Raw genomic sequence first — 18,027 nt, forward strand, 5'->3', positions numbered from 1 at the left:
GTTAACCCCGCAAATTCCAACCTCGGCGGATAGGCAGCACCCGGATGCATGTTGGTTCGGCGATCTAGGACTTCCATGTTTTAGGAATGACCGCCGAACCTGATGCTTAGCGAAGCTTCGCGAATGGATCGACGAATTCCCAACGATCGCGGTGTTCGTATGCCCACCCCTTCTGACCGTTGCTAACGATGTCTCCGAGGCCCATGACGCGTTCGACTTCTCTCGGGTTCCATCTCGTTACGGCATATTCGATCACTGGCACATGTCCGAACCCAAGGTCTAAGCTGGCGATGAAATAGTCTGCTGCGCGGTCTCGACTCTCCGCAAGGACGGTGTAGGGTTCGACCAGATTGATGTCGGAAATCTTTTATAGTTTCATGGTGTTGCTCGCTTTGTTGTTGATGCGAGTGTCATGACATGATTGATTGTTGGAAGCGGGTGGGAAATGGTCGGGCGTGCATTGCCCAAGTGCGCTCGGACAACATCGGTTAATCATTTAAATTGATGATTAGTCGAGAAATCATTAAAAATATTAATAAGAATTTGGATCGCCGAACGACCTGTCTGACATAATCGTTAAGTGTATATCGAGGCAGACGTCAGGCACTGTCACCTATCCGTTATTACTTTGAAGCGCGGCCATGTCGGACCTCCGGTTCTTTGATTGTGAGCCGTTTCGAGTATTTCGATGGCCTTGCGCGCTCTTCCGACCATTGTGCGAAGGGAGCTGGATCGAACACCGTGCGCGTATCCATGGGCTTTTCCGTTCTCAGCCATCCAATTTGCGATCAGCCCGTCGGAAATCTTGGATTTCTCACGCATGAGCTCAAGAATGGTGCGCGCCGCCCACACGTCGCAATGGAAGTCATGGGTTCCCCATCCATGGTTGTGCGCGCCGAAATACGTCTGCCAAGGGTGGCAAGTGTCCGTAGCCCGCCGATTTCGTTCGGCAATGATTAGATCAATTACCGCATGGCTGAGCGGCGAGGGGGTTGGCTTCTTTATCCGTTCCCGTTCGGCTCTCTTGTTGCGTAGCCACCGCGCTCGCCGTTTTGCCTGCCGATCGTCGTCCTCGCGTACTGCATCGCTGCCAACCATATTCGCCCCACTAAAAGTGCGGACAGCATGTGCAACAAATTAGCCATGCGACAAACGGAAAAATATGCATAAATTGCCTAGTCACCGCTTCGAATCACCGAACGGTTGTTAGAAAGGTGACACATTGCAACACACCAAAATCGAATGGGCCGACCACACATTCAACCCGTGGATCGGCTGCACGAGGGTTAGTCCCGCGTGCAATAACTGCTATGCTGAAGTGCAGCAAGGCCAACGCTTCGGCAGGGTGAAATGGGGAACGGGGCAGCCGCGGTCTCGCACGTCTGCTTCAAACTGGAAGAAGCCAATATCCTGGAACCGGCAGGCTGTGAACGTCGCGGCAAGGCCTTTCGTGTTTTGCTCTTCGCTCGCCGATGTGTTCGACAACGAGGTTGACCCGACGTGGCGCGCTGATCTGTTCGAATTGATCGAGCAAACCCCCCAGCTGGTGTGGCTCTTACTCACCAAGCGGATCGGCGCACCAGCCGTCACGATCCTGACCGGGTGTTTCCGACCAAGAGCGACATTAGGGCTCTGATCAACAATGCGCCAGCGAAGCACCTGCCAATCATCATGACCGCCATCTTCACCGGAATGCGGATGTCTGAAATGCGCGGCCTGACATGGGATGCGATCGACTTTCAGCGCAGCATCATCACGGTGCGAAAGCGGGCAGACCGCTATTGTGATATGGGTAACACAAAGAGCAAGGCGGGGCGGCGTGAGATCCCTTTTGGCCCGCAACTGGGCCGAGTGCTTCGCTGTCGGATTCCCAATCGCGCTGTACCGTCTGGGCATAGGCGGATGCAGGCGTGGCATGGGTTATACCGGTAGTGGTGACAACGCCCGTGGCAAGACCTCGGACTTGCGCCAGACCGATTAGTGACGGGAGTTGGCGGCTCTTGCCCGATGCGCAGTCGTTGACCTTGGCCTCAGGCCCGATGCCGATCATGCTGTTGCGTGTCTTGACTCCGGTCATGATGGCTGTGGCTGTGGGGGCCGAATCCGAAACCTGCGCGTCGTGCGAATAGGTTTTCACCAGCGCGGCGTAGGGCAGGCCGTCCATCGTCGTCTGGAAGGACTCGCCATCCTTGCCGTCGAACTGCCCGGCAAAAATGCGTGCTGCAGTCAGCGTCGAAACGCCCATGCCGTCACCCACAAAGATGATGACGTTGCGCGCCTTGGTGGTGGGCGCAGGCGCACTCTTCAGCCGCTCCAGCTCCGCCTCGCCTTGTGCCCGGTACGTTGCGGTATCAGTTGCCGTCTGGGCGTGTGCGGGAACAGCAAGAAGCAGAGCAGCCGCAAGGCAGGCGGGACGGTTGAGGCGCATGAACAAACTCCAATTTTGACAAGCCTGTAGCATCTGCTGTGTCGCAATTGCATGACAGTGCATGGTGACAAGTCTCAGCTATCAGCGTCCGCCAGCAAGCCGGGCATGCGAAAGGCTGGGGCCATCGACCTTGCGGCCATTCACCTGCATCTCACCTTCGGCGGCCCGATTGATGACAATCCTGACGCCCGAGCCGGGCTTGATTTCAGCCTGCTGCACCTGCGGCCGCGCAACAACATATTGCGGCAATCCGGGCGTGAGCGGGTACAGGCCCAGCACCGACCACACATACCATCCGGTCATTGATCCCGCGTCATCGTCCATTCCATCGGCAAAGCCCTGCGGCGATAGCGCAAAGCTGCGGCCAACCCACGGCTCAGGTCGCACGCCCGCGTTGGTGTAGCGATGCTCCACCGGTTGCGTCAGATATCTGGCAACAATGGCATCGGTCGCCGCCGGGTTGCCCGCCCAAGCCAGGATATAGGGCGCGTGCATGTCGGGCTGGTTGGTCATGTTGAACAGGTTGTCGGTAAAGAAGGTTGCCAGTTCGGCCTCGAACCTTTCGCCCATCGTCGCCTTCAGCCATGGCAGATCGAACACGGGCGACCAGCGATATTGCGCGAGCGTCCCCTGATAAAGCCCGCGCGCCTTGACCACATCGGCGTCGGGGCCAAGCTGGTTGAACGTCGCCAGCCACATGGCGCGATAGCCCAGCGCCTGCTGGCGATGGCGCGCGGCAAGGGCCGGCTGGCCCAGATCGTCTGCCAGTTCGGCAATCGCCCAATCGTCGTACGCTGCCTCGATCTGTTCGTCGGGCGTGGCGCGAGCCAGCGTGGCGCTCTCTGCCGCCATGTCCTTGAGCGCAGATCGCGCATCGAACCCGGTGATGCCTTTGCGATAGAAGTCGAGCAGCGCAATCCCGGCATGTTCGGTGCGCACGGTCAGGAATGGCTCGGTAGGTGTTGCCCAGCGCCGCTTTCCGGTCTCGTAGAGCCGCACCAGCGACTTGGCGATGGCCTGCGCGCGGGCGGGATCGATCAGCGCGATCAGCGGCATTTGCGTGCGGTAATTGTCCCACATCGCCCAGCTGGTATAATGCTGTTCGCCGCGAGCCAGTTGCGCCACTTTACCGTCGCTGCCCCGGTAACGGCCATCAGGATCGGCGATCGCGACAGGTGTTTGCATCACCCGGTACAGGGCGGTGTGGAACAGCGCCTGTTCATCGCGCGTGCCGGTTATCGTGATGCGGGAAAGTTCGCGGTTCCATGCCTTCAGAGCCTGGCTGGCCAGCGTTGCAAATTCCCGCTGCCCAAGTTCTGTCTGCCGCACATTCGCAGCCGCAGCCGGGTCTATCGATGACAGTCCCGTGCGCAGTTCCACCACATCACCCGCTCGCGCATCAAGGAAGACCACTGCTTGACGGTTCCGATCACCGTCCCAACGGGCAGGAACGGCTTTGCCGTTGTGCAGCAGGCGCGAAGCCGAATGGAGGTGATATTTGCCGACATCGCAGACCGTTCCGGCTGAAAAGCTGGCGCGCAGATCGCCATCGCTTTGCGCGGTCCATTGCGCCGCTGCATGCTTTGAATATGTGCGGGTAAAATCCACCGACAGCTGGATGCGGCCCGTGCGCGGCAGGCGGAACCGGATTGCGCCACTGCCGCGTGTGGCAGTCATTTCGGCAAGGATACCCGGCCCGTAACTGACCCGGTAATAGCCTGCGTGCGCTCGTTCGCTGCGTTTGTCGATCACTTGTGCCGATGGATCACCGGCATAGACCAGCGTTGCTCGCACATCGCCACCCGCTCCGCCACAGCCCACGCCAACCCCGCGTGTGTGGGAAAAGCCTTCAAGCGTGGTGGCCGCAAAATCATACCCCGCGTGATTGGCAGGGGTCGTATCCGGGCCGAGCTGGACCATGCCATAAGGGGCTACCGCAGCCGGGCTGAGCTGGCCAAAATCGGCCAGCGTTCCCACAAAAGGATTCACGGCTTTGCCCGGCTGGCTTTGTGCAGAAGCGGGCTGGCCGAGCGTCAGTGTGGCAAGTGCCAGCACCCCGGCCAGCTTGTGCAAAATGCTCACGGGTCAAGCGGGTCCAGCGGTTCAACATGGAAAGCAATTGGATCGGGCGTGAACAGGACCGTGAACTGGTCCGGCCCCGGCGCGATCCTGCCCGGCTTCACGCCCATTTCCGCAAGGCTGCGCTCTGCCAGCAAGGGACTGGCGATGTATTTGATCGTCATATGGTCAGACACGATCAGTGATGGTCGATCCACCGGAAACCCTGCCGCCAGCAGCAACCGCGCGCAATTGCGCAAGTTGGTGGTGGTGTGGCGCGCGTGTGGCTCCATCAGGATGCGGTCAGCCGGAATGCCGTGCTGTTCGATCAGAATACGCTTCATCTCCACTGCTTCATTGAACGGCGTTCGGTTGGGATGCACGTTCCCGCCCGAAACGACGATGAACGGTGCCAACCCGCGCCGGAACATCCCGGCGGCAATGCTCATGCGGATATAGCCCATCACGCCGGTGCGCGATTGTGCATCTTCCGGGCCGTGGCCGAATACCAGCAGCGCCGGATAGGGGAATTTCTTCCACGCAGCTTTGCCAACCGCAGCGACAGTGGCCGCATTGTCGCCCTCCAGCAGCGGTCTGAACGATCCAGCTTCCACCCGCTCGTTCATGCCCAGCAGGCCTGTGACATAGCGCAAGGGCGGGTCGAACACGGTGTCGTCCGTGCTGGCAAGGCTGGCAGAAGCCACGCCCTGCGCTGCGAGCACATTGGCGAATTCGGGGTTCGTGGCATCAAAGATCGACGCATCAATCTTGGGATAGCGCGGCGGCTGGCCCTTGGCATAGACCGCGATGACCGCGTTCATACCACCTGCTGTCTCGCGCCATGCCGCAGCAAGGAAATCGGCATCGGCCAGCGCAGCATGGCGGGCAAACCGGCCTGAGCGGCGCATCTGGTCGGTCACCAGTGCCCGGGCAAGGCGCGGATCACGCACCAGTGCGCGCAGGCGCATCTCGACAGTGGCAATATCCGCCTCGGTCCATTGCCACGCATCGGCAAGGCACTGCGGTGCGGGCTTGCAATCCGTGGCAGGAACGCGCGCGGCACGCTCTGCCGCCAGCTTGGCCAGCGCCGGATCAGCGGCGAGGGCGGCGGGCCAGCCCGCGGCATTGCGGATCATCGCAGGCATCGGAAACAGGCGCGTCTCCAGCCGGTCGGCAAAGGGTGCGGCGTAGCCTGCCGGGTCCTGCGCCTTTGCCACAATGGGAACCGAAGCCAACAGCAGTGCCGCTGTCATCGCAAGAGCGCGTTTCATTTGCCATTCTCCCTGGACCGGCAAGGGCCAATAACCGGATTGCACCGCCATCCACCAGCGAACGGCGGCACGTGATAGTCATTGCCGTGGACGTTGCGCGCCGTCAGATAGTCGGTCGAAATAATCTGTGCCCCGCTGGCCAGCGCCTGATCGCGGCGGCGCGGATCGTTGCGGCGCGCCTCATCGGTATCGATATCGGCGCGCGTGCGCACGAGATAGCCCTGCCGCACCAGCGCAGGAATGCGGTCTGTCTTCACCAGCGCATTGTCGACCAGCACGAACGCGGTGTGGGCCATGCCCGGCAGGCCCTGCACAAAGGCCGCGCGGCCCTGCAGCGAGGGTGTGCCATCAAGGTATGGCGCAAACCGCGCGAAATCGAGCCCGGGCACGAGATAGAGGAACACGAACTTGCCGCCCGCCTGCGATAGCCGCGGCCAGGCTCCCGCCTTTGCCGCCGCTTCCAGCGTGGGATGGTCCGCGCGCAACTGATCGGGCTTGAACACTTTGTCGGTGCCCAGCACGCTCAGGATCGCCCGGTCCACTTCGGCAAAGGCCGCCGCATCGAACGGCGGCACTTGCGCAGCCCCCGGAAAGGCGCGGGCCAGCCCGCCTTGCTTGGGCTCCAGCAGAATGAACACCGGGCTGTGCGCTGGGTTGGCATCAGACCACTGTTTCAGGATCATCAGGCAATCACGCAGCGCAGGGCACTGGCTGCGGAAATCGACATCGGCCACGTGCTGCACTTTCATGCCGGGCAGGCGCAGCGCCTCGGTGTGAAGGGGGGCCAGATCGCTCTCCCCCGCCTTGCGCAGCATCTGATAAGGCAGCGGATCGGCATAGAGCCCACCTGAAGGATCAGGATGGAGATCAAATTCCAGACTGCGCACTCCGCTGCGCAATTGCGCTTCGATCGGCATCTGCACATAATCCAGCGTAGTGGGAAGGTCGCTGACACCCGAAGGATGCTCTTCGGCCAGCGCGGCGCGCTGTTCGGGATTCAGCCGTTCCAGCATCGCGCCAGTAAGTGCGGCCATGCGCGGGGCCATGATGGCCATGACGCGCGGATCAGCCGGGATCGCATAGCTGTTATGCGTGCCGATCACCTGTATTTCGTTGATGCGGGGGTCAGGTGACGTGGCCCTTGTCCCTGCCTTCGTGTCGGCAGGCGCAGCTGCGGCCCCCATCGCCATGATGGAAGCCGCAGCAATGATTGCCGCAGACGAGACCCTAGCCAGTGCAGGTCGGCGGGCAAACATCTTGCGCATGAACCGATTACCAGCTGCGGCTGATGATCAGGCGGAAGTTCCGGCCAAACAGCGGACGACCATAGATCGCATCGCTGGCGTCCTGCCCGGCCAGCTGGTCGGTGCGCGGGTTGCCTTCGGTCAGGCCCTTGGCGTTGGTCAGGTTGTCACCCACCACCTGGAACCGCCAGGCGCCCGTGGTCAGCGCCACGTTTGCTCCGAACGTCTGGTAGGCTGGCAGGGCTGTGCGGTTGAACAGGTCGACAAAGCGTTCACCCACGAAGTCAAACCGGCCCTGCACTTCAAGACGGCTGTCACCCAAGTCGAACGAGAATGTCGGGCGGATATTGCCGAACAGTTTTGGTTCGCGGATAATCTGGTTGCCGTTGACTGCGCTCGGATCGGCACCAGAGGAGTTTTGCAGATTGCGGTACTGCGGATCGGCCACCGTGATCGAAGCGGCCAGGTCGAACCAGTCGAGCGGGGCGAACTTGCCGTCCATTTCGATGCCCTTGGCCACGGCCTGCCCGACGAACGGCACCACCTGATCGTTACGCCCGGTCTCGGGGTTGAAAGCCACGAACGATGCGTTGAACGGGTCGAAATCGGTGTAGAACCCGGTCAGGTAGATGTAAGACCGGCCGAAGTCAGCCTTGATCCCGGCTTCATACTGGCGCGCCTGTGTCTTAACGATGTTCGGCACGGCGTTGAGCGTCACGCCCGCGCCCGGTGGCACTTGCAGGTTCGATACACGGCCATAGGCGCCAAAGCTTGGCGTGAAGTCATAGCTCAGACCCACGGTCCAGTTGGTGGCGGTGGGCTTCAGCCGGTTGATGATCCGCTGCCCGGTAAAGCCGCGCGTGCTGTCATCGGCCAGGGTGCCTGCCTTGCCCAGATTGATCCCGCCGATGGTGCCTTCGGTAAAGCCCGAAAGCTCGTACCATTCCTTGCGGATACCGGCATCCAGACGCAGGCCCGGCGTGATTTCCCAGGTGTCGTTGGCGTAAAGAGAGATCACCTTGCCGTCGCTGTCACCGTTGGTCAGCGTGGTGGTTGCGCGCAGCGTGCCGTTGTCGGTCACATAGCCCAAGATCTGGCCGGCCGCGTTGTAGGCCACCAGATCAAGCGTGCGCGGTTTGCCCGCCACTTCGATCAGCATGTCCTGATAGGCAAGGAACGCCGATGTGCCATAGACCGAGCCATAGACGCCGACCTTGACGTCATGCTTGCCAAAGCCGGTTTCGAATTCCTTGGTCACGCTCAGGTCTGCCTGCGTGGAATGGAACTTGGCTTCCACCGCGCGATACTGGCCCGACATGACCAGACCCGATGCCGCGTTCGGATCATACACGGTCGCGCCGTTGGTGCCGCCGATGGCATAGCCGATGCGCGTTACCGGATTGGCCTCAGTGCCAAACGCGGTGTTGGCCGCAGCCAGATAGCTGTTGGCAAATGTCGTTCCGCCAACCGGGTTGGTGGTGGAATAGAACGCATCAAAGCTGTTCTGGCCGGCGGTCAGACCAAGCTTGGCCGAAACCAGATAGCCGCCGAAATCGCCCTGATATTCAAGGCCCACATTGCCGAACCGCATGTGGCGGCCATTGGCCAGATCGCGGCTCAGAGTTTCGGTCTGGCCATTGCCGTTGCGATAGGAAATGTTCAGCCCGCGCAGCGATGGCGAATTCATCGTACCGGTGAAATAATCGATATACTGGTCAAGCGAAACCGCCGGGTTGCGCGGATCGGAGACCGGGATCGGCAGATAGAACAGGTTCTTGTCGTTCACATAGGTGACCGACAGCTTGACAAAGCCATTGTCCAGATTGTGCTTCAGATTGGCGCGGATTTGGCCACCCTTGTCGTTGGGGAAGCCGTTGTCGCGATAACCGTCATGTTGGCGCAAAAAGCCGCCGATGGCGAAATAGGTGTTTTCCGCCAGCTTGCCCGACTGCATCAGGTCAAGGCGGTACAGCCCGGTATCACCCAGCGTAAGCTGCGCGCGGCCGCGTGCTTCCTCGCCGCCGGTTACGGTAATGTTGTTGGCGATGGCTGCGGCGTTGCTGGCATAGATCGGTGCCGGGCCGCCGCGCACCACTTCGACGCGCTCGGTCATCAGGTCGAAGCGGTTCATGCCTTCGCCTGAATTGAAGAAGAAGCCGTCGATTTCATGATACAGCGGCAGGCCGTCCTGCTGGAAGATCAGATAGCCACGGTCGGTCGGGATGCCGCGCACGCGGGTGATGTTCTGCACTTCACCGCCGGTCGCTTCCACATGGATGCCCGGCACGTTGCCCAGCAGTTCGGCATAGTTCTTAGGCGCAAGCTTCAGGACATCGTCCTGCGACAGCGCGTTGACCGCATAGGACACGTCAAACCGGCGCTGTTCGCGGGCCGAACCGGTGACCACGATCTGGGCCTGATTTTCGGGGTCTTCGTCTTCTGCCGCCGGTGCCTGCGCCGTCCCTTGCGCGGGTGCGCTTTCGGCGGCGCTGGCTGCAGCCGATGCCAGTGTGCTGATCGAACAGATCAGGCCGATGGAGATGGATTTGCTGAAAAGTGACTTCACGGTCGCCCCCTGTTGGTATGCCGGGCAGCGACTATGAGGTCTTTGGGTCTGTGTTGTTACTGACTGAAATAATTACGAAATATGACAGAATGCAGTTAATGCGGTGTCACAAACGGCCAGAATGGACCACGCAAAGAACAGCAGTGGTAGCGTTACGAAGAGCCGCCAGCAAAGCCCCGCCGAAGCGCTGACCTTGCAAGTATAGCGCGTGTTGCTGGTCATCCCCTTCGTTATCTCGGCGGATCATGTCGGACGTGCTGATCGCGGGCTCAGGATGCACGGACATTGTCAAAAGCGCATACGTCCAGAAATCGGCGCGCAGATTGATTTCAACGGGCTTTAAGGGGATCACGCTTCGGGCAAACTTCTGACCAGGAAACCTTCTGATTTGCCGTTCGCTTGCTGCCCCGGAACAAACGGGCTTGCGCCGGGCGTGGCCTGTCGCCAATCAGCGGCCATGCGGATTGCTCTTTTCGAACCCGAAATCGCCGGAAATGTCGGTGCTGTCCTGCGCCTTGGCGCGTGTTTCGGCACGCCGGTTGATCTGGTTGAGCCGATGGGCTTTGTCTGGGATGATCGCCGTGTGCGCCGCACGGCCATGGACTATATCGATCATGTCGAAGTTTCACGCCATGCCGATTTCGCCGCCTTTCGCGCCAGCGTCGGGGCGCGGCGGGTGATCCTGTTCACCACCAAAGGCAGCCAGCCACTCCACGATTTTACCTTCCGCGCCGATGATGTGCTGCTGTTTGGCAAGGAAAGCGCAGGCGTTCCTGCAGCCGTCGCACAGGCCTGCGATGCGCGGGTGCTCATCCCGATCCGCCCAGAAGTGCGCTCGCTCAATCTGGCAATCGCCACCGCCTTCGCACTGGGCGAAGCGCTGCGCCAAACCGGCGGTTTGCCGGGGTAGCGCAGCGCTCACGCTGAAATTACATCTTCTTGTGTTCAGCCGCTGCCGGAACCTTGGCGGCGGTTGCCTCGATCTCGATCAGGAACTGCGGCCCCGCCAGCGCGGCTACCTGCACGGTTGAGCGCGCGATCAGATTGGGATTCGCCGCCGTCCCGAAGAACTCGCGATACCCGGCGTTGAACCCGGCAAAGTCCATCTTGCCGCCCAGTTTGGGATCAACCACCACAAACACCGTCAGCTTGACCACATCGGACATGGCATAGCCTTGCTTGATCAGCGCGGCTTCGATCTTCTTGAACGTGCTGACCGTCTGCGTCTTGGTGTCGCCATAAGCCTTGATGCCTTCGGTCTTGACCGGATCGCCAGCCCGGGCCTGTTCCAGCGCTGTGCAGCGCTAATGCGCTGACAACGGCTTCGTCGGTTGCTGCAGTGGCAGGCGTGACGCTGAATGCCGTAGCACTGGCGGCAAGGCCGATCTTCAAGGCGCGCAGTCCAGTGTTCGTCATAGCCGGTGTTCCCCCAAACCCATTCACCGCGTTAGCGGTCAGTGGGCTGTAGGGACGGACACTGGCTTCCACTCGCGATAAAGCCAGACAGAATGATGACAAAGTCGGTTACGCTGGAGGCCTGGGGATGGCCAAGTTGCCAATTGGCCCCTTTTCTGTCGCCATGCGATGCTAGGCGGCGTGGACAAATTGGTTGACGGTTAGCGCCCGGGTTGATTCAAGCCTGCTTTTTGGAGGCAGGCTTGAGCCGGGGTGATTTGAGCGAAGCGGAATGGCGCATTCTGAAGGGTTTGCTGCCGATTGAGGCAGAGAACCGGGCGCGCGGTCGTCGCCCCGAGCAGAACCGCTTGATCGTCAACGGGATACTCTGGCGGCTGCGTTGCGGAACGCCATGGCGCGATGTCCCGCCCAAATACGGCAACTGGAACACGATCTATCGACGCTTTCGGCGGTGGAATGAAGCCGGGGTCTGGGAGGCAGTGGCGCTGACGCTAGCCGAAGCCATGGCGGACAGCGGTCATTACAGCATCGATAGCACTACACTTCGCGCCCATGTCTCGGCAGCGGGCGGAAAAGGGGGACTCATCGACGAGCTCTTGGCCGCTCGCGGGGCGGGTTCACCAGTAAGCTTCACTGCCTGGCTGATGCCCTCGGACGACCAATCGCCTTCCATCTGACCGTCGGCGAAGCGGCGGATTGCAAAGCCTATGATGCGTTGATCGACCAACCCGAACGTGCGCCTGATGCCTTGCTGGCAGACAAAGGCTATGATGCCGACGCTATCCGTGCGGATCTGGCAGCGCGGGACATCAAAGCCGTCATCCCCGGACGATCAAACCGCCGTGTGACCATCCAGCACGACCGCGCCCTCTACAAGCAGCGAAGCCGCATCAAGCGCATGTTCGGACACCTGAAAATCAACCGAGCCATCGCAACCCGATACGACCAACTCGCCGAAACCTTCCTCGGCATGGTTCACATCGCTGCAGCCAGATACTGGCTCAAATTTGTCCACGCCGCCTAGCGCAGTTGGAAATTCAACAAGCTTGGCTCGGAGTATAACGCCAAAAGAACTTAGTCGGGGAAAACTCTGATCGAGTGGGGGTAATATTGGGGGTAACGCCGCAAGCGAGCCTTAAGGAATAAACGCTAATCCGCCATTTTTTTCCGCATTATTCGGTAGCCTCCTCCGCTACCATCATTTCCCCTTATATCTCATGCGTAGCCTGATTCCGAGATATTGGCGCGATTGGTTGGCGTCAGCTTTGCCTGATCATGCTCTCTGCTCAATCTCGATGCTCAGTGCAATTTGAAGCGAAGGCGGTTATCTGTGCGCGCGCAATCTGAAAATGTCTGGCCAGCTTTGAGATGTCGATTGGGTAAACTTTCTTGCCCGGTCGTTGCGTGCCTGCTCGATCAGCGCTGATTTTCTTCGAGGAATCTGCGGCCATTTGCAAATTGTTTACCATTACCTGCGAAGAAATACGTAGATTTCCTAAGGACATAGCCTGATAATCCATCAACAATAACCAAGATGGAGCAATTTGGTTTGTCCGGGCGCAGGGACAGTACAATGCGATCTGACGTAAAGACTTTGCTCGAAAAATTGGGCAAAAGTCAATTCCGGTACAAAGAATTTGCCGATCGCTTCTCTGATTTGGATACATGGCCTGTATTTGAAGCAGTTATTCGTGACCCTAGAATATTCGATTCCGAGTTGGAGGGCAGCCGTTTGTCCCGCCAGCCCCTCAATACAGATGCTCCATCAATAGCATCGGTATTTTCACGCAAATATGGCGTTGAAGATGGCCAGCGTGTGAAAGCGACCACTGAACGACCAGATGCCGATGTTCGGACACTTCTTGCGCGCATATCCTCTGCTGTAGACAAGGGGACGATCTGATGGCGTTGGTTCTGATCAACGGCCTGCGTGGTGGCGTGGGTACAACCACGCTGGCGGCCAATCTTGCCACGTCTTTGGCAAAGCTTGGCCATCCAGTGGCAGTTCTGTCCTTTTCAAGTCAGAGCACGCTGGGGCTGCACTTTGGCCTCGATCCCTCACAGCCTCTCGCGGGCTTTGCGGCACCAGCATCGGCTACCGGCCCGATCAATGGCGTGCGCTTGCTCGACTTGTCCGAACAGGCCGATAGCGGCGATCTTGGCGACGGTCTGGCCAGCGGTGACTTCAGCTTTGCAGGCGATGTCATTTATATCGCCGACCTATCTGAAGCGCACGCAAGCGCAGCGATGCAACTGCGCAGTTTTTCGGACCTAGAACTGTGGGTTTTCACGCCGTCGGCTGAATGCCTTTACACGCTTCCGGCAGCGCTGAACACAGTGCCTAATGAAGTCGGTTTCGTCCTCAATCGTTGCGATGATGCGCGTCGTTTGGGTCGCCATGCGGCCAGCTTTGCGCGTGCGCTGCTGGGGGAACGGATTGTCGCCACCATTCAGGCCGACGAGGCTGTCTGCGAAGCGGCGGCAATGATGCAACCGCTGGCGCGCCATTCGCCGGGAAGTGCGGCACTGGCCGACATTTCAGAACTTGCCAATCAACTCGCACATCTTCCGGCTAGACTGCTTCAGGGTGGATCTGGTGCTGACACCGCATCACAAAGCAACGCGGCATGACGGCTTTGTCCAAAAAGCTGATCCCATGGTTTGCCATCGGTGCGGTAATCTTTGCCGCGCTGGTTGTGATCGGCGTGCCTCTCGACCTCAAGCAGCAGTGGCTGATGGCGGGAGGAACACTGATCGGCACCATGGTGCTGTCGCGCCGCAAATCGCGCAAGGCCGCGCTGACATTGGGCATTCTCGCGATCCTCACATCGTCGCGCTACATGTTCTGGCGCACCACACAGACTTTGCAATTCAATACTCTGCCTGAATTCCTGTTCGGCAGCGGCCTCTACCTTGCAGAACTCTATGCCTGGGTGCTGTTGCTGCTGGGCTTCTTGCAGACCAGTTGGCCGCTTGAACGGCCACCGGTGGAGATCGAGGGCGAGCCGCACACTTGGCCAATGGTCGATGTTTATGTGCCGACCTACAATGAAAGCCTCGAGATCGTGCGCAACACGGTCTACGCGGCGATGGACATGGATTACCCGGCGGGCCGCTTTCGGGTCTACATCCTCGACGATGGCCGCCGCCCCGAATTCCGCGCCTTCGCGCGCGAAGCAGGCTGTGGCTACATCACGCGCGACAACAATTTGCATGCCAAGGCTGGCAATCTTAACGCCGCGATGAAGAAGACCGACGGCGAGCTGATCGCGATCTTCGATTGCGATCACGTGCCCACGCGCTCGTTCCTGCAACTCTCGCTCGGCTGGTTCCAGAAAGACGCCAAGCTGGCGCTCATGCAGACGCCGCACTTCTTCTATTCACCCGATCCGGTGCAGCGCAATCTGGCCCCGGTGCGCGATATGCCGGGCGAGGGGGACCTCTTTTATAATCCCGTGCAGGACGGCAACGACCTGTGGAACGCCACATTCTTCTGCGGATCGTGCGCCGTAATCCGCCGCGAAGCGCTGATGCAGACCAACGGGTTTGCGGGCGAAACGGTGACGGAGGACGCCCACACTGCGCTGAAACTGCAGCGTATGGGCTGGAACACCGCCTACATCTCGGCGCGGCTTTCTGCAGGCCTTGCTACCGAACGTCTGGTTGTCCACATCGGCCAGCGCATCCGCTGGGCGCGCGGGATGACGCAGATCATGCGCATCGACAATCCGCTGATGGGCAAGGGTCTGAAGTGGCAGCAGCGGCTTTGCTACCTCAATGCCATGCTGCACTTCCAGTTTCCGCTGCCACGCATCGTGTTTCTGACCAGCCCGCTGGCCTATCTGATCTTTGGCCAGAACATCATTCAGGCTTCGGCCTCGCTGATCTTCGCCTATGCGCTCCCGCATCTGTACTGTTCGCAGGTTGCCTCCGAACGACAGCAGGTGGGTTGGCGGCGCCCGTTCTGGGGCGAAATCTACGAGACGATCCTCGCCTTCCACCTCGTTGCTCCCACGGTCATTACATGGTTCCAGCCACGTAAGGGCAAGTTCAACGTTACCGACAAGGGTGGCCTGCTCGATCGTACCTATTTCGATTGGGCTATCGTGAGGCCGCATCTGATTACGGTTGGCCTGCTGGCGGGCGGGATGTTGCTTGCCATCGCCAAATACGTTTTCTTCCCGCAGTACTTCAATGTGCAGATCGATACGCTCGCGCTCAATCTGGCATGGGCGGCGTTCAGCCTGACGCTGCTGCTGGCCGCTGTCTCGGTAGCGCGAGAAACGCGGCAGGCACGGCAGGAAATCCGCCTGCAAGCGCGGCTGCCGGTAACCGTCCATTTCGCCTCAGGCCATGTTGCCAAGGGCACGACGACAGACATCTCGATGGGCGGCGCGGCGATTGACCTGCCCACCGGTGTCGTCTCGCTCGATGTGCCGGTAACGCACATCGTCCTGTCCACTGGTGCAGAAAACCTTGCGATCAAGGTCGATCAGGTGCGCCGCAAGGACGGCTTCGTTTCGGTCAAGTTTCTGCCGCTGGAAAACATTGCCGCACGCCAGCTCGTCCGCGCGATCATGGGCCGCGCCGATGCGTGGCAGCGCAGCGCGCCGCCTGAACGGGTGCCCGGCTTGCGCTCGTTGCAGGATATCATCGTGATCGACGCTTTGACCGTCAAACGCGCCCTTGGTCTGAACTTTGCCGAACGCAAGGCACTGAAGGCCGAAGAGGCAGCTCTGGCCAAAGGTACCGCTGCACAAGTGGAAAAGGTTTCGGCGTTCGGAGCAGGACCGCTGGCCAAGGCCGCTGGCATCGCGCTGGCCATCGCCGCGGCAGGCTATGCTGTCCTGCCCGGTACACTCCACGCTGCACCCGTGGCACCCATATCTGCCGCCGCCTCAGCACCGGCGACAGCAGGGCTTGATGCCAAGCGCCTGACCCTGAAAGACTTGCGCATCCGCAACGCGATCCGCTTGCAGGGCACGCGCGGTGAAATCAGCATTCCTTTCGGCCTGCGTCAGGATGGAGTGGTCAGTGCAGCCTCGATCACGCTGCAGGCTGCATGGTCCCCGGCGCTGCTAGGCGATAGCAGCCAACTCGTGGTCATCGTGAACGGCGAAGTGGCGCAGATTGTGCCGCTTAAGCCCGAAAACTCGGGCGGGCAGGTGATCACCGTGCCGGTCAACCCGGCGCTGTTCCTGCCCGGTGACAACCAGCTGAATTTGCGCCTGATCGGCCACTATGCGCGCGATTGCGAAGACCCTTTCAGCAGCTTGCTGTGGGCGAACATCAGCAACACACGCTCATGGCTCGATCTCACCACGCAATACCTGCCCAGTCGCCCCGACCTTGCGCGCCTGCCTGCTCCGTTCTTCGAAAAGGGCATCAACACCGCGCTCAAAGTGCCGTTCGTCTTCGCAGGTCAGCCCCGCGCCGGAGAGCTTGAGGCCGCCGCGCCGATTGCGTCGTGGCTGGGCAGCCTTGCCAGTTATCGCGGGTTTTCGTTCAAGCCATCGTTTGGCCAGATCCCGATGGGCAATGCCGTGGTGTTCCTCAACCGCAATGGCGCAATGCCCGAACTGGGCCTTGCCGTCACCGGCCCATCGGCAGCGGTAATTGCCAACCCGCGTGACAAGACCGGCACGTTGCTGGTCATCATGGGCCGCGACAATGCCGAACTGCGCCTTGCCGCCGGGGCCATTGCCACCGGTAAGGGCGTGTTCGGCGGCAACCGCATGAGCTTTGAAGGTGCGCGCATTCCCACATGGCCGCGTTATGGCGCGCCGCGCTGGTTGCCAACCGATCGCGCCATCCGGCTTGGCGAATTGACCGAACCTTATGCACTGCAAGGCATGGGCCTGCCGCCGGGACCGCTCACCGCGCGGTTCCGCGTTGCGCCAGACCTGTTCTTCTGGCCGCGTCAGGGTGGCGAGATTGATCTGCGCTATCGCTATCCGCTGGCCAATTGGCTGGATCGCGATGCCTCGCGCCTCGATGTCTCGCTGAACGGCCAGTATCTCAAGACTTTACCGCTGACCGGCAGTTGGTGGACCGGCCTGTTCGGCGCCAAAGGTGCCAACAGCTATGATGGTCGCCAAAGCGTTGTCCTGCCGCGCTATGCGCTGTTCGGCCAGAACGAGATTGTGTTCGATTACAACCTGATCGTTGCCAACAAGCAGAAGTGCACCGGCATGCTGCCCGATAATGTGCGCGTTTCGGTCCTGCCGGAATCGGCGATTGATCTGACCGATGCATACCACGGTATCGAAATGCCCGATCTCGCCCCGTTTGCCGGTGCAGGCTATCCTTTCACGGTGCGCCCGGATCTGGCCGAGACCACGGTGGTCATGGTCGGCAATCCATCAACCGCTTCGGTTGAGGCGTTCCTTGGCCTGATGGGCCGCTTTGGCGATGCCACTGGCGCTGCGGCTACTGGCGTGACCGTGACCGATCAGATCGAACCATCCCGCCTTGCCGATCAGGACATTCTGGTCATCGGCAGTTCAACGCTCGCCGGGGCAGAGCAGTTCTTCGCCGATGCGCCGGTGCGCTTTGAAGGCGGTGGGCTGAAAGTCGCGCAAAGGTCGCCGCTGCAATATGTTGGCGCACTGTTCAGCAATCGCAATCAGGCAGAACCCGAAGCAGCCGCTGCCATCGTGCAGGCTTCGCGCGGATTTTCCGGCATTGCCAGCTTCCGCTCACCTTATGCCAATGATCGCACCGTGGTGGCATTGCTCGCCGATGATGTGCACCAGTTGCCGCTGCTGGTCGATGGTATGGCCGATGCAAAGATCAACGCCCAGATTCAGGGCGATCTCTCGGTCACGGCGGGCGATGGCATGGCCAGCTTTGCCATTGGCCCGACATACTGGGTCGGCTCGCTGCCAGTGTGGATGAAGGTGGCCTACTGGTTCAGCAAGCGGCCACTGTTGATGGCGCTGTCCACGCTGCTGCTGGCCCTTGCGCTGACCGGCCCTGCCTACTTGTTCTTCAGCCGTCAGGCCAAGGCCCGATTGGCGAACGATGATGAAAAGAGTTCCTGAC

The 18,027-nt window shown here is 60.3% G+C and carries 14 protein-coding genes and 2 pseudogenes; 8 read left to right on the plus strand and 8 right to left on the minus strand.

All coding sequences use genetic code 11. The features are described 5' to 3' along the window. Positions 1-609: 609 nt before the first annotated feature. The gene (locus AC2A1F_RS14000; RefSeq protein ID WP_484209378.1) at positions 610-1,098 is read right to left on the minus strand and encodes a hypothetical protein; all 489 of its coding nucleotides are present in this window, start codon (positions 1,096-1,098) and stop codon (positions 610-612) included. Positions 1,099-1,222: 124 nt separating this feature from the next. On the opposite strand from AC2A1F_RS14000, the gene AC2A1F_RS14005 reads away from it, so the two are divergent. Next, positions 1,223-1,636: a DUF5131 family protein gene (locus tag AC2A1F_RS14005; RefSeq protein ID WP_484209379.1), complete on the plus strand. Its 414-nt coding sequence runs from the start codon at positions 1,223-1,225 to the stop codon at positions 1,634-1,636. Between the two features lie 35 nt (positions 1,637-1,671). After that, complete coding sequence (locus AC2A1F_RS14010) at positions 1,672-1,932, plus strand: tyrosine-type recombinase/integrase (protein WP_484209380.1); 261 nt, start codon at positions 1,672-1,674, stop codon at positions 1,930-1,932. On the opposite strand, the pseudogene AC2A1F_RS14015 reads toward AC2A1F_RS14010, so the two are convergent. From AC2A1F_RS14015 to AC2A1F_RS14040, 6 genes and pseudogenes are all read right to left on the minus strand, one after another. Further along, a pseudogene (locus tag AC2A1F_RS14015) lies at positions 1,868-2,491 on the minus strand (alkaline phosphatase); the annotation flags it as partial. The gene AC2A1F_RS14010 and the pseudogene AC2A1F_RS14015 sit on opposite strands and share 65 nt — an antisense overlap. 18 nt (positions 2,492-2,509) lie before the next feature. After that, positions 2,510-4,510, minus strand: a complete 2,001-nt coding sequence (locus tag AC2A1F_RS14020; protein WP_484209381.1) for a glycoside hydrolase domain-containing protein — start codon at positions 4,508-4,510, stop codon at positions 2,510-2,512. After that, positions 4,507-5,757 (minus strand): YdcF family protein, encoded by a 1,251-nt coding sequence (locus AC2A1F_RS14025; protein ID WP_484209382.1) that lies wholly within the window; start codon positions 5,755-5,757, stop codon positions 4,507-4,509. Before AC2A1F_RS14025 ends, AC2A1F_RS14020 begins: the two co-directional genes overlap by 4 nt. Continuing rightward, positions 5,754-7,022: a Ca2+-dependent phosphoinositide-specific phospholipase C gene (locus tag AC2A1F_RS14030; RefSeq protein ID WP_484209383.1), complete on the minus strand. Its 1,269-nt coding sequence runs from the start codon at positions 7,020-7,022 to the stop codon at positions 5,754-5,756. The genes AC2A1F_RS14025 and AC2A1F_RS14030 overlap by 4 nt, the downstream gene beginning before the upstream one ends. Positions 7,023-7,029: 7 nt before the next feature. Next, on the minus strand, positions 7,030-9,567 hold the full coding sequence (locus AC2A1F_RS14035) for a TonB-dependent receptor (protein WP_484209384.1): 2,538 nt from the start codon (positions 9,565-9,567) through the stop codon (positions 7,030-7,032). 106 nt (positions 9,568-9,673) lie between these two features. Further along, positions 9,674-9,919 (minus strand): hypothetical protein, encoded by a 246-nt coding sequence (locus AC2A1F_RS14040; protein ID WP_484209385.1) that lies wholly within the window; start codon positions 9,917-9,919, stop codon positions 9,674-9,676. Positions 9,920-10,024: 105 nt separating this feature from the next. Between AC2A1F_RS14040 and AC2A1F_RS14045 the strand changes: the two genes are divergently transcribed. Next, a complete protein-coding gene (locus tag AC2A1F_RS14045) occupies positions 10,025-10,477 on the plus strand; it encodes a tRNA (cytidine(34)-2'-O)-methyltransferase (RefSeq protein WP_484209386.1) in 453 nt (150 codons plus the stop codon). 19 nt (positions 10,478-10,496) lie between these two features. Here the strand turns inward: AC2A1F_RS14045 and AC2A1F_RS14050 are convergent, their stop codons facing one another. Continuing rightward, positions 10,497-10,766: a Rid family hydrolase gene (locus AC2A1F_RS14050; RefSeq protein WP_484209602.1), complete on the minus strand. Its 270-nt coding sequence runs from the start codon at positions 10,764-10,766 to the stop codon at positions 10,497-10,499. Between AC2A1F_RS14050 and AC2A1F_RS14055 the strand changes: the two genes are divergently transcribed. From AC2A1F_RS14055 to bcsA, 5 genes and pseudogenes are all read left to right on the plus strand, one after another. Further along, entirely contained in the window at positions 10,743-10,883 is a 141-nt protein-coding gene (locus AC2A1F_RS14055; protein WP_484209387.1) for a hypothetical protein, read from the plus strand. The genes AC2A1F_RS14050 and AC2A1F_RS14055 overlap by 24 nt on opposite strands. Before the next feature lie 390 nt (positions 10,884-11,273). After that, positions 11,274-12,007 (plus strand): annotated as a pseudogene (locus tag AC2A1F_RS14060) (IS5 family transposase). A gap of 549 nt (positions 12,008-12,556) precedes the next feature. Next, complete coding sequence (locus AC2A1F_RS14065; protein WP_484209388.1) at positions 12,557-12,886, plus strand: hypothetical protein; 330 nt, start codon at positions 12,557-12,559, stop codon at positions 12,884-12,886. Then, positions 12,886-13,614, plus strand: a complete 729-nt coding sequence (locus AC2A1F_RS14070; RefSeq protein ID WP_484209389.1) for a cellulose synthase operon protein YhjQ/BcsQ — start codon at positions 12,886-12,888, stop codon at positions 13,612-13,614. Before AC2A1F_RS14065 ends, AC2A1F_RS14070 begins: the two co-directional genes overlap by 1 nt. After that, positions 13,611-18,026: a UDP-forming cellulose synthase catalytic subunit gene (gene bcsA, locus AC2A1F_RS14075; protein WP_484209390.1), complete on the plus strand. Its 4,416-nt coding sequence runs from the start codon at positions 13,611-13,613 to the stop codon at positions 18,024-18,026. The genes AC2A1F_RS14070 and bcsA overlap by 4 nt, the downstream gene beginning before the upstream one ends. Position 18,027: the final 1 nt, after the last annotated feature.

The sequence above is a fragment of the Novosphingobium sp. HNCC26BN242 genome, assembly GCF_057180525.1.